This is a genomic window from Macrococcus sp. DPC7161 (genome assembly GCF_004117835.1).
In the GTDB taxonomy this organism is placed as follows: Bacteria; Bacillota; Bacilli; order Staphylococcales; family Staphylococcaceae; genus SDSC01.
Window position 1 is genome coordinate 314,740 of record NZ_SDSC01000002.1, and the last position, 13,081, is coordinate 327,820.

A 13,081-nucleotide genomic window follows, 5' to 3' on the forward strand; every position below is an offset into this window, starting at 1 on the left:
CTATGAACCGTGTGTTATTACAATTAGCTTATAACGGCAAAGACTTTCAAGGCTTTCAAATACAAAATGAAGGCCGTACCGTACAATATGAATTAGAGCGCATTACAAAACGCATGCATAAAGAATTCGTACGTATTCACCCATCGTCAAGAACAGACCGAGGAGTGCATGCTTTAATGCAATATGTTCATTTCGATACACCATTGAACTTAACACCAGAGAAATGGATGCATGCCTTTAATTCAGCACTACCAGATGACATCTATATCAATCAAGTGGAAATCGTTAACCCAGCATTTCATTCGAGATACGATTGTGTCGGGAAAGCATATCGATATAAAGTATACATCGCACCACATCGAGACGTATTAAAAAGCGGGTTGCAAACGCATATCAAAACACCATTAGATCTTGAAAGAATGCAAGAAGCGGCAAAATATTTCTTAGGCACACACGACTTTACATCATTTTGCTCAGCAAAAACAGAAATAGAAAACAAAGAACGCACGATGTATGACTTCCAAGTGACAGAAACACAAGAAGGCTATGAGTTCTACGTTATAGGATCAGGATTTCTATATAATATGGTCCGTATTATGGTGCATTACTTAATCGAAGTAGGCATGGGCAAAAAAGAAGGCGCTGATATCCCAAATATCATCGCCGCTAAAAACAGAACAGCATCATCTAAAACAGCCCCAGCAGAAGGCCTTTATCTAGAAAAAATCTATTTGTCAATCGATGAATTAAAGCAAGATATACCAGAAGGCACGAAAGTCATTACAAAGAAAGATTTAAACACAAAGTAGTATTGAAGAAATTTACGCGCCACATGGTAAGTTGAAGTAGCGCGTAAATCAAAATACGCGCCACATGGTAAGTTAAATTGGCGCGTAAAACAAAATACGCGCCACATGGTAAGACGAATTGGCGCGTAAAACAAAATATGCACCACATGGTAAGATGAATTGGCTCTTAAATCAACATTACACACAAATAAAAATAAAAGATTTCCATAAAAGATTGACAAAGCATGGTGAAATATTATATTATAGACAACGGTATTGTTTAATATCAACCACTACAATAAGCCCCGGAAACTTATTGTGTTACAGATATATAAGCAGGATTTTAGAGGGAACTTTTTTTATTTTAGGAGGAAAATTAAATGCGTCAAACATTCATGGCAAACGAATCAAACATTGAGCGCAAATGGTACGTTGTTGATGCAGAAGGACAAACTTTAGGTCGTCTTTCTTCAGAAGTAGCGTCAATTTTACGCGGAAAACATAAACCAACTTACACACCACATGTGGATTGTGGAGATCACGTTATCATCATTAACGCTGAAAAAATCTACTTATCAGGTAATAAACCAGCTGATAAAATTTACTACCGTCACTCAAATCACCCAGGTGGATTAAAATCTATCTCTGCTGGTGAATTACGTGAGAAAAACCCAGTACGTTTATTAGAAACATCTATTAAAGGTATGTTACCAAAAGGTTCATTAGGCGATAAAATGTTCAGAAAATTACATGTATACGCTGGACCTGAACACAAAAACCAAGCACAACAACCTGAAAACTACGAGTTACGTGGTTAATTAAGAGGAGGACAATACATTGGCACAAGTTGAATATAAAGGCACTGGCCGTCGTAAACATTCAGTAGCACGTGTACGTTTAGTACCAGGTGAAGGTAAAATCACTGTTAACAAACGTGACGTACGTGACTACTTACCATTTGAATCATTAATCTTAGACTTAAACCAACCATTCGATATTACTGAAACTAAAGGTAACTATGATGTTTTAGTAAACGTTAGAGGTGGCGGTTTCACAGGTCAAGCACAAGCTATCCGTCATGGTATCGCACGTGCATTATTAGAAGCTAACCCAGAATACCGTGGTTCATTAAAACGCGCGGGCATGTTAACACGTGACCCACGTATGAAAGAACGTAAAAAACCAGGTCTTAAAGGCGCTCGTCGTTCACCACAGTTCTCAAAACGTTAATCTATCAACGATTACAAGCACTTTCCAACACATGTTGGAGAGTGCTTTTTTTATATTTATTGATAGATTTAGTTACCCTTTAGTTACCTTACGGCACTATTTTGTTTGAGATGTTAGAATGTATGTGAAATGCAAAATATTAACTAATTCATAATTATAGTAACGAGGTGTCTGTTTTTCTTCTTTAATGATATAGTTCATAAATAGGTCGAATAACTGTTATCTACTTTTAAAGCACTTCGAGAATTTAATCGAGAAGTGCTTTAAAAATGATTTTTACAAAGTTATTATCTTTTAAATATTACTATTTATTAAGCACACTCTTTAAGTACAATATTTTTTCAAAATCTTTATTGTTATTATTGTTATTTCTGTAACTATCTTTTGACGATGCCTCATATATATTTAAATACTGATTCAAACATGGAACATAAAAATGAGCATCATTTATATTCCTCTCTTCTAAATCAGATAGGGAGATGTTAGCGAATTCAGGTAATGTATCAATACAACCAAATTCTATATTGGTTATTCCATTAGAGAATTCATGTTCATGACGATCAATTAAACGAAACCCTAAATTGTTCATGATTGAATTAATAACATCGAAGTTATATATTCTATCTTCATCAGGAGCCTCCCAACCACGTCGATCTCCCGGAACATGAATATCAATATCACTTGGGTTCCATTCTTTATTACTAACTAATTCTAATCCTAAAGAACCCATCAGTGTAGGTTTTATTTCTACTTTATTTAACTCTTTACAGACTTTAATAAATTCCTTGAACAAAATATTATTCATAAATTTTATCTCCTCATTTATTATCACATATAGTTAAAAATAACTTTTAGACGTTAATTTTAAAGTGTTAGTCTTAATAAGTACATTAGGAGCCATTTAATTTTTGTAAAATAGCATATCTATATATTTTTAATTATTTTTCTACCTTGCTTGAACTCTACTATATGATTTACATTGTATGATTTTAATAATTGGATAGCATTTTCAAAGCAATAAAACATATCTTCTTGTTTATGTGCATCAGATCCTAGCGTAAAATCTTTTCCACCCATAGCAATATAGTGCTCTATAACAAATTCATATATAAATAAATTGTCGTATTTATACATACTTTTTGTATTGATTTCTAGTGCGATATTCTTAGAAATTATATTAGATAATATATTAACAATCTGTTCTTTATACTCATTTAATTGTTCGGAAGAGATATTATGTATTCTAAATCCATAGTCAATATGTGCTAGAACATTTGCACTATCAACATCTTTAATAGCATCTACTAATAAATTTAGATACTCATCAATAGGGTCGTTTGATATCGTTGAAATATCTGGATCCATAAAATCAAATTTATTATTGTGGTGTACACTTAATACGATAGAGTCATAGTTATATGATGACAAGTGTTTTAAGATATCTGAAATTCGTTCCTTAACATATCCTACTTCAATTCCAATTAATAGTTCAGTATTATTAATTTCCTTAGCTTCTTTCTGATATCTTTGTAGTTTCTCTAAGTCAGGTATATCATCTTCGTCATTTGAAATAGGATTATTTAAATCAAAATGATCCGTAAAAATTATCTGTTTGACACCTTTCTTTAAATAATTTGAATAATGTTCATTGCAGTCAAATGATGCGTCACAATGCATATGTTGATCTATTAATTTCATATTTTCCTCCAAGTTATAAAAGTAGATATTCCTAGTATTAATCTCATTATAATAAATATAGAACTTTCTATATATTATTATGGTACACTAAAAATAAAAATTAACTGAAAATTCTTTATAATAGAAGTGATATTATTTTAAGGTGATGAGAAGATGATAATTAAGTCTAAAGAAGAATTAATAAATATTATTGAGTCTGACAAAGACATGATGGGAATCTTAAAGACAGTTTCATTACTTGATTTACCAGATTGGTGGATTAGTGCTGGTTTTATAAGAAATAAAATATGGGATGTTCTTCATGATTATAATATAAAGACTGAATATAACGATGTAGATGTTATTTACTATGATGTATCCGATATTCAAGAAAATACTGAGAAGATGTATGAAAAAGAGTTAAATAAATTCAACTCAGAGATACCTTGGTCAGTTAAAAATCAAGCAAGAATGCATTTAAGAAATGAGACTGATCCTTATAATTCATCCGTAGATGCTGTAAATCAATACCCTGAATGTCCAACAGCTATATGTATAAAGTTAGTGAATAATAAGGTGGTTATTCATTATGATTACGATTTTGAGGAATTATTTGACGGTGTCGTCAGACCTACACCATACTTTGATAATAAAGAAAAAATAGACATATATTTAACAAGACTCGGAGAAAAAGATTGGATTTCGAAATGGCCGAAGTTAGAAATATTTAAATAACAATATGAGGTGACAAGTGGATAAGAATATAGCTTTAAAAGTACTATCATTTATGGATGTCAGTGAAATATTTAATACACCATGTGAAATATCAGGTGGTCTCCTTCATAAAATGTACAAAGTAGAAACTGATAAAGGAATATATGCAGTTAAGCAATTGAATAAAGAAATCATTTCAAGACCTGAAGCGCCTAATAATTACATATTTTCAGAAAAATTTGCTAGTTATTCAGAAGATAATAATATTAATGCCATTTGTGCGAAATACAATAATAAATTACCATGGATAATCATTGAAAATAGATATTATATGGTATTTGACTGGATTGAAGCTTATTCGCTGAAGCAGAATAAAATTGAAAATAAACATTTAATGATAATTTCTAAGTTATTATCAAAGTTACACCATTTAAATTATCAAAGTGATTTGATTCAAAGAGAATATATCACTATAAACTATCAAGAATTTGATCAAATAATCAATAAAGTGTCTGATAATGATTTTGCATGGGGAATAGGAATAAGTACTCTAAAAGAAAATATAAAAGAATGGGTTGAATTATATAATCAATCAATGCGTGACTTAAAAAATAATCAAATCATAAGTCATAGAGATCTGGATTCAAAAAATGTTTTATGGGAAGATGGAAGACCTTATATTATTGACTGGGAATCGGCTGGTTATATTAATCCAACTATTGAGCTGATAGATGTTGCTTCTAATTGGAGTAGAGATGAAAAAGGTAAGATAAATAAGGATAAATTTAATTTAGTGATAAGTTGTTATAGAGAAAATCATAATATTAACGATGATTTAATGAAAGCTATGTATGGTAATTTAGGTGGTATGCTCGGCTGGTTGCTTTATAACATGAAAAGAACATGTGGTATTGATAACAATGAAGATGAGAAAGAATTAGGTCATCAGCAGGTTGTAGGAACCTATAATCAAATACGAAAATATATCGAAGAAATTCCTTACTTGTTAGATGGAATTTAAAGATAAATGTTTTTTAATAAAGTATAAAAAATTCATCAATTTTATTAACAATATTGTTAATGAAATATAATTAAGAAAACATTTAATAGAAAGATTATTTTAAATAGGTGTATAGAAAAATCGATGAGAGGTAAAAAAATGAAATATTATATTGCGAGTAGCTTTTTGAATAAAGAAATTGTTAATGAAACTATAAAACAGTTGGATGATAAAGGTTTTACTAACACTTATAATTGGACTCTAAATAATAAAGCAAGTAATGAAACTGAATTGAAAAATATTGGTCAGACAGAGTTTGAAGCAGTCAAAAAATCGGAGGTACTTATTGTTATTTTACCGGGAGGAAAAGGAACACATATTGAAATGGGAATAGCTTTAGGTTGCGGTATACAAGTAGTAATAGCCTATTTTGATGATGATTTCATAAATATCAATAACTCAGCAACATTTTATTATTTAGATAATGTAAGTCATATCAAAGTTACAGAAGAAAACGTTGCAGAAAGTTTATACAATTTTATTGTAGAATCGGATAAACGATAGATTATATTTTTTTATAGAGTGAATGAATTATAAGGATAGAGAAGGTACTATTATCCAAAATTTTATATAAATTAGAATATGGTGATATAAATATGCGTACAGAACAACAAATATTTGAATTAATTTTTGAAATAGCAAAACTTGATGACCGTATTGAAGCCGTTTTATTAAATGGATCAAGAGCTAACCCGAATAGTGTTAAAGATCAATTTCAAGATTACGATATTATTTTTGCAACAAGACATATAAATGATTTTGTCAAAGATAAAGAATGGCATAAACAATTTGGTGAGATTTTAATTATGCAAGAACCTGATTTTGAAGAAACTAAGAAATAATATAAAGTGTATGGGTATCTGATGCAATTTCGAGATATGACAAGAATTGATTTAAGATTGATGCAACCAGATAGTATCTTGGAATATATAGATGATGCTTATTCTAAAGTTTTGTTAGATAAGACAGGGAATTATCAATCATTTAATTTTAATAAAGAAGAGATGTACGTAACAAAAGTAGCTACACAGTACGAGTTTGAGAAGATTGTTAACGAAATCTATTGGGTTAGTGCCTATGTCATTAAAGGGATAGCTAGAAAAGATTTTATGTATGCAGAATATATGGTATCTAATCCAGTAAAAACTGCTTATATCAAGTTGATAAAACAGTATCTTTTATCAGAAATGAATATAGAGGAATACAACTTTGGGAAAATAGATCAACAAATATTTAGATTCGAAGAAATAAAGAATAGCATAATAAAAATCAGTTGTAATGACAGTCTAGCAACTATGGAAGAAAATATTAAACATATCATTGAACATACAAATGAACTCGCAACTAAAATATCTATGAAACGTGATTTTAAATATAATAAAGAAGAATATGAAGCTGTAAAGTTCTATATAACTAATATCAATTAACCCATACTTGAATTGCCTGCTTTCTTAATTTAACAATACATCCCCTCAGGGGAGTTGTCCAATTAAGTGTAGACGATTCAATATCAAATGAATATAGATGAAAGGTAGATTAAATGGATAAATCTTATGAATCAGCTATAACTCATATTAATGAGGCCATCAAAAATAATAAACTTGTGATATTTGTTGGAGCAGGTATATCAATAAACTCAGGATATTTAAGTTGGGAAAATTTAATAGACGTTTTTAAAGAAGAACTGGGGTTGGATGATAAAGATAGAGACAATCTAAAAATTGCGCAACTTTATTATAATACATGGGGGGGAAAGCAGTATTATTCATTATTAGATAAAGTTTTTAATGAGAAATATTATGAGCCTAATCCATTGCATGAAGAAATTTTCAAATTGAATCCTCATCATATAATAACTACAAATTATGATTGTTTATTAGAAGATGAAATGGTAAAACAAAATAAAAAATACCATATTGTAAAGAAAGATAGAGACTTGGCCTATGATAATAAAGATAAGTTAATTATAAAGATGCATGGAGATTTGTCTGAAAGAAATATAGTTTTAAAAGAAGATGATTATACAAATTACTCTCGTAATTATGAATTGATAGAACTTTATATAAAATCTTTATTGATAAATCATACATTTCTTTTTGTCGGTTATTCATTACAAGATAGTAACTTTAAAATGATTTTCAACTCAATAAAGTCCCAATTAAACGAGGACTTTCAAAGAGCAATCTTTTTTGATAGTTCTAACAATATTTCTGAAATTGAAGTGAATTATTATAGAAATAAAGGGATTAACATTGTTATAAATAATGAAAAAGAAGAATTATTACCTAAAAATTTTGATAACATTAAAGGAAATAGAGTCTTAAAATTTATTAGAGATATTAATTACCATACAAAAAATGAAAAAAGACTAATCAACTCCACTAAAAATGAAATAAAGGAGTACTTAAATTTTCTTGTTCAATTACCATTAATCGATCCCATATTGATAATAAAAAATGAGTATTTTGAAGATTTTTATTATAATGCAAGTTCAAGAGAGATATATTCCAATAAACCAGTACCACTTCAGGAGCCTGACGCTGAGATAGAAGGTTTGTTAAGAATTATGCAAGTTGAAAAATTTTCTAATATAAAAGTTAAGAATGATATTAAGGAGTACAAAACAGATTTTAAGCGATTAGACGATGCATATAAAAAGTTTATAGAATTTGATTTTAATAAGGCTATAGAATTATTCAAAATTGAATCTAATTACTTTTTTAAAAGGAAAAATTACTTTATGACATTGATATGTGAGTTTAATATAAATATACTTAATGAAACTTTATATAGAAAGTCGGATAAAGAAACGGATAGTAATGGATTTATTGGAGGATATGACTCTATAGATGCAATGATAAGTGATTTTAAAAATAGTTCAGATGAAGAACAAGCGACTCTTATCAGAACTTTCGAACCGGTGTTCAATCATTCATATTTTAATTCGGTATATTATAATATTAATCAATCTATGCAAAAGATCCAAAATAATAAAAGTTTGATTAATAATGGAGGATTTACAACAAGTAATGAAATTGAACAACTTATTAATACTTTCAAAAATTTTCATCATTTTATCCAAGAAAATAAATTGTGTCTTACTCATTTTAAAAAATACCGAGAAATTTCTAAGATATTTATTAGTGGAATATTGGCAAGTATTTCTACCAATAATATGGGGTACTTTTTTGGCGACTTAGAAAAAATAAATAAAAAAAATGAACTAGATTTATTTGATATAAAAATAATAATGAATAGTATTAATAGCAGTAATTTTGACAAGTTAATGAAAATACATGGGATTAATAAAATAAATATTTCAAAAGACGGACTTGTATATATTTTCGATTGCATATTAAACCAATTAATAAAAGATAGCATAAATATATATGAAATTAATAAATTGAACATAGGATATAAATTATTAAAAGTTAGTAATAGTATATGCAGTGATAAATTAATTGATATTTTAAAATTTTATATCGATAAGAAAGTATTAAGGCATAATTTTTTAGAGGATTTATTAATTGTTATAAACAATAACTTTAAAAATATAGATGAAGAAAATATGGTTGAGATGTGTATGTTAATTGAGAAAGTGGCTGCTTATTTAGTTGAAGAATTAATTAAAGATGGTTACGATAACTTTTACGATAAATCTCTAAGAATATTAAGAAATATATGGCATTTAAATGCTGATAATGGAATGAATTTAAAGATAGATTCTATCAACTTTCATGAGAAATTATTGCTATTTAATTATGACGATGAGGTTCATAAAAGAATTATAAGATATAAAGAAATAATAGTTTATCTTAATTCATATTTTGATGATAATACTAAAGAAGAAATAAAGAAAATTATTAATAAAATGGAAATAGAAATAGAGAATATGACCAAAATTGATAATCAACTTATAAGATTTATTTTGGAACTTCAAGATTCAAATGTATTTGCTTTTAATACAATGACGATTCAAAAAGTAAGCAAAAATATAGTTTCCGAAATTGAAATACTTATCAATGAAAACAATAAAATAAAAATAGCTCCAGATCCTATTAAGGAAAGATTATATGAATTATATTATATATACAATAATATCAGTAAAATTAGAAATATAAAAAAATTTTTAAATGCTAATAAAGTCGAGTTAGCTGGGAAATCTCCTGAGGTTGATTGGGAAATTTATAATCTAAAAACAGATAAAGTTATTGAAGATTTAATTAAAGATTATTCAGATGTGCAAAATGTATTAGAGCTATTTGGTAAAACAAAAAATAACAGAGATATTATTTATAATTATATTTATAGAAAGTATATAGAGAGCCATTAAAATTTATGATACCATCGGCCAATAGTTTATTGAGTTGCCCTTTAGTTACCCCTGAGTGAGATTTGGTGCAATTCTATGCAATCGAATAAATCAGAAATCCTTTAATATCAGGGTGTACGACAGTCTATACAACTGTACGAAATCCTAAAGATTTTTGAACGTAAAAAACGCTGGTCTAATGCGCTCATCGTTCACCACAGTTCTCAAAACGTTAAGCTGCAGCTGTTGCGAATTTATTCGCTTACAGATGGAGTTCGCAAATTGCGACAGCAATTTGTGTTCAACTGAATCAACGATTACAAGCACTTTCCAACTCATGTTGGAGAGTGCTTTTTTATATTTATTGATAGATTTAGTTACCTTACGGGCACTATTTTGTTTGAGATGGTAGAATGTATGTGAAATGCAAAAATGTCAAAATAAACATATTATTTAAGGAGAGTGAACCATGTCTTACAAAGTTCCTACCGCGAAAAACAGACTGCTTTCTTTACTTATTGATTATGTTGTTATTTGTATTTACTTATTGATTATGTTGTTATTTGTATTTATTTAATGATTTTGTTTCTAGTATCTTCAATAGTTTATTTATTTTTAGGTGGTATACCAAACTTTACTGAGCTTCAGGCGCAATTAATATCTACATTTACAGCTGTTGTACCGATTATATTATTGTTTACTTTTTTCGATAGTCGTAAAGGGTCACCAGGTAAGAGGAAGTTAAATTTGAAGATCATTTTTAATCATCATTCATATTTAAACTATTTATTAAGAAACATCATGAAATTTCTACCATGGCAGATTGCTCATATAGGGATTATTCGTGGTATGTATACTGACTTTGATTTACTATCTCAGTGTTTCACATATGGAAGTTTGATTCTATTGGTAGTTATGTTGTATATGGGTTTAATCACTCACAATAAAAGACATCTGGCTGATTATATAGTGGGTTCAAGGGTTATTCAAACTCACAATCATTGACTTCATTTCTCCTCTTGATTAGTATTAGTTTAATACTAAAAGGGGGGATTTTTTATGTTGATTAGGCCAATTGAGTCAAAGGATGATGCTGTAATTCACAAGATTATTCAAAGGTCTCTTGAATCGTTTGGTTTGGATATCCCAGGAACTGCTTATTTTGATCCTGAATTGAGTCATTTATCATCATATTATTCTAAGAGACAACATGCTGAATACTTTATTGTTGAAGATAAAGGTACTGTACTTGGTGGAGTTGGTATTGCCCCCTTTTCTAATGATGGCAAGATATGTGAACTTCAAAAGTTATATTTAGATGATGCAGCAAAGGGGCTTGGCATTTCAAGGTTGTTGATGGATAAAGCTTTGGAGTATGCGAGTGATTATTATGAAGCATGTTATTTGGAAACAATGGGGATATTAGACGTGGCCTGTCTATTGTATGAGAAGTATGGCTTTGAGTTATTAGAGCAGCCAATTGAAGGTAGTGACCATGGCACAATGGATCGATGGTATATAAAAGACTTATAGCGTGAGTTTAAAGTTTTTGATAGTTATGTTATGGTGGACTTTGTAAAACATCATTTGTAAAGAGGGATAGAATGAATAGATTATATAATGGCTGGATATTAATACTGATTACAATCATTTTGTTTACTTGGATAATTGTGAGTATTAAATTTAGTAATTTAGATTTCATTGAAATCGTAATGATAAATTCATTTTTCTTTTTAGCTTATATCTTTTATGTTTTTCAATTTTTAAAAAAACGAAGTTAGAAGGAAAATCATAACCTGATGTTAATAGACAATACAAAAATACATTTCAGACTGCTTATTTTCGAAATTCTAACGGAGATAAGCGGTCTTTTGTTATTTCATTGAGTGTTATATAAATTGATGTGGTATTATGATGATTAAGTTATTAAGCTACATATGTATAAGAACAATAATCATTAGGGGTGATTAAAATAAACTATTCAGATTTACATACCAAATATAAAAAATTTAAGCCATTGCCGAATGATAAAGGAACGATTGAACGCATATTGGTTGATAAATATAAAGCTTTTGAAATTCCTTTATATTCAATCGATAAAGAAGATTATCAAAATGATGATGAGGTAAATGAAAAGGATATTTATAAATTGTTTCATATCAACGATCAACAGATATTATCAAAGATTGTTGATTCATATGCTATCGACGATGAAGGTTATACACTGGATATGGAAGAAAAATTTGATTATGATTCACTCATTGCAAAACATAATGCAGGTAAAGGTATTTCTATTGTTTTAGAATCTAACGACAATCAAAAGGTTACTAATTTTAAAGTTTATGGACCATCTAACAAACTAGTAAGGCACTTATTATGTTTTGTACCTCCAGAGCATATTGTTACTGATATTGATGATTTTAGTTAACAGTATCTGTTAGAAAGTTTGGCGGAAAATAATCTTATTTGATTTTTATTCATAGAAGTAAAATTAAAAATCTGAAAGAAGTGACATGAATGTTCTTACCTAAATTATTTAAAGTTGAAGATTTTGAGGCATTGATAGCCTTTTTAAAAGATAATCCATTCGCTACTGTGATTACATCAAAGCATGATATGCCTTATGCGACACAAGTGCCTGTTATGGTGAGTGTTACTGAAGATGAAATTATATTATCATTTCATTTAGCTAAAGCGAATCCTCAAACTAAGACGTTAGAGAATAACAAAAATGTGCTTGTTCAATTTACAGGTGCGCATGGTTATGTGTCTTCTTCATGGTATGCAGAAGAAGAGGTTTCAACATGGAACTATCAGGAAGCGCAACTTATTGGTTCGAGTGTAGTATTAAGTCACGATGAGTTAATGGAAGATCTCAAATGTTTAACGAATCATTATGAGCATGGTGATGATGCGAGAAAGTTCGAAACGTTAAGTGATGATGTATTGAAACAAGCTAAAGGTATTATTGGCTATCGAATACATGTAAAAGAATCAGGATTAAAGTATAAGCTGAGTCAAAATAGAAGCGATGCAGATTATGAGAATATCGTAAATCATTTAAGCAGTAGTTCGAATATAAACGATCATCAACTTGCAAAGGTTATGGAAAAGAATAGGGAATCGTTTGATCATAAATAAGAACTGAATAACAATAAAAGCCGACCATACAGTGTAGTGAACCCAAAAAGTTGAACTTTTTATTAAGCTACTTTCATTAAAGCAAGATTTCTGTATTCTACAGGAGTCTTGCTTTTTAATTTTCTCTTCTTTCTAACGAAATTATAATATTCCATATAA

Annotated in this window: 15 protein-coding genes and 1 pseudogene; 13 read left to right on the top strand and 3 right to left on the bottom strand. The window is 29.0% G+C overall.

What is annotated here, in order from left to right; all coding sequences use genetic code 11:
- Positions 1-2: 2 nt before the first annotated feature.
- From truA to rpsI, 3 genes are all read left to right on the top strand, one after another.
- Entirely contained in the window at positions 3-809 is an 807-nt protein-coding gene (gene truA / locus ER639_RS05340) for a tRNA pseudouridine(38-40) synthase TruA (protein ID WP_129064726.1), read from the top strand.
- 359 nt (positions 810-1,168) lie between these two features.
- The gene (rplM, locus tag ER639_RS05345; RefSeq protein ID WP_129064727.1) at positions 1,169-1,606 is read left to right on the top strand and encodes a 50S ribosomal protein L13; all 438 of its coding nucleotides are present in this window, start codon (positions 1,169-1,171) and stop codon (positions 1,604-1,606) included.
- Between the two features lie 19 nt (positions 1,607-1,625).
- Positions 1,626-2,018, top strand: coding sequence for a 30S ribosomal protein S9 (gene rpsI, locus ER639_RS05350; RefSeq protein WP_129064728.1), 393 nt, complete (start codon positions 1,626-1,628; stop codon positions 2,016-2,018).
- Between the two features lie 304 nt (positions 2,019-2,322).
- On the opposite strand, the gene ER639_RS05355 is transcribed toward rpsI, so the two are convergent.
- A complete protein-coding gene (locus ER639_RS05355) occupies positions 2,323-2,823 on the bottom strand; it encodes a phosphoribosylanthranilate isomerase (protein ID WP_129064729.1) in 501 nt (166 codons plus the stop codon).
- Between the two features lie 119 nt (positions 2,824-2,942).
- A complete protein-coding gene (locus tag ER639_RS05360; RefSeq protein WP_129064730.1) occupies positions 2,943-3,716 on the bottom strand; it encodes a PHP domain-containing protein in 774 nt (257 codons plus the stop codon).
- Between the two features lie 153 nt (positions 3,717-3,869).
- Between ER639_RS05360 and ER639_RS05365 the strand changes: the two genes are divergently transcribed.
- From ER639_RS05365 to ER639_RS05405, 10 genes and pseudogenes are all read left to right on the top strand, one after another.
- The gene (locus ER639_RS05365) at positions 3,870-4,430 is read left to right on the top strand and encodes a nucleotidyltransferase family protein (protein WP_129064731.1); all 561 of its coding nucleotides are present in this window, start codon (positions 3,870-3,872) and stop codon (positions 4,428-4,430) included.
- 16 nt (positions 4,431-4,446) lie between these two features.
- Positions 4,447-5,430: a phosphotransferase gene (locus ER639_RS05370; RefSeq protein WP_129064732.1), complete on the top strand. Its 984-nt coding sequence runs from the start codon at positions 4,447-4,449 to the stop codon at positions 5,428-5,430.
- 138 nt (positions 5,431-5,568) lie between these two features.
- Positions 5,569-5,973 (top strand): group-specific protein, encoded by a 405-nt coding sequence (locus ER639_RS05375; RefSeq protein WP_205757691.1) that lies wholly within the window; start codon positions 5,569-5,571, stop codon positions 5,971-5,973.
- Between the two features lie 92 nt (positions 5,974-6,065).
- A pseudogene (locus ER639_RS05380) lies at positions 6,066-6,896 on the top strand (aminoglycoside 6-adenylyltransferase).
- A gap of 113 nt (positions 6,897-7,009) precedes the next feature.
- On the top strand, positions 7,010-9,802 hold the full coding sequence (locus ER639_RS05385; protein ID WP_129064733.1) for an SIR2 family protein: 2,793 nt from the start codon (positions 7,010-7,012) through the stop codon (positions 9,800-9,802).
- Positions 9,803-10,315: 513 nt separating this feature from the next.
- A complete protein-coding gene (locus tag ER639_RS12555) occupies positions 10,316-10,786 on the top strand; it encodes an RDD family protein (RefSeq protein WP_368665661.1) in 471 nt (156 codons plus the stop codon).
- A gap of 54 nt (positions 10,787-10,840) precedes the next feature.
- Positions 10,841-11,314, top strand: a complete 474-nt coding sequence (locus tag ER639_RS05395) for a GNAT family N-acetyltransferase (RefSeq protein WP_129064735.1) — start codon at positions 10,841-10,843, stop codon at positions 11,312-11,314.
- Between the two features lie 71 nt (positions 11,315-11,385).
- Complete coding sequence (locus ER639_RS12235; RefSeq protein WP_164993365.1) at positions 11,386-11,562, top strand: hypothetical protein; 177 nt, start codon at positions 11,386-11,388, stop codon at positions 11,560-11,562.
- Between the two features lie 182 nt (positions 11,563-11,744).
- The gene (locus ER639_RS05400) at positions 11,745-12,209 is read left to right on the top strand and encodes a hypothetical protein (RefSeq protein WP_129064736.1); all 465 of its coding nucleotides are present in this window, start codon (positions 11,745-11,747) and stop codon (positions 12,207-12,209) included.
- Between the two features lie 89 nt (positions 12,210-12,298).
- Positions 12,299-12,922 (top strand): FMN-binding negative transcriptional regulator, encoded by a 624-nt coding sequence (locus ER639_RS05405; RefSeq protein WP_129064737.1) that lies wholly within the window; start codon positions 12,299-12,301, stop codon positions 12,920-12,922.
- Positions 12,923-12,984: 62 nt separating this feature from the next.
- Here the strand turns inward: ER639_RS05405 and ER639_RS12560 are convergent, their stop codons facing one another.
- Positions 12,985-13,077, bottom strand: coding sequence for an IS3 family transposase (locus tag ER639_RS12560; RefSeq protein ID WP_368665656.1), 93 nt, complete (start codon positions 13,075-13,077; stop codon positions 12,985-12,987).
- Positions 13,078-13,081: the final 4 nt, after the last annotated feature.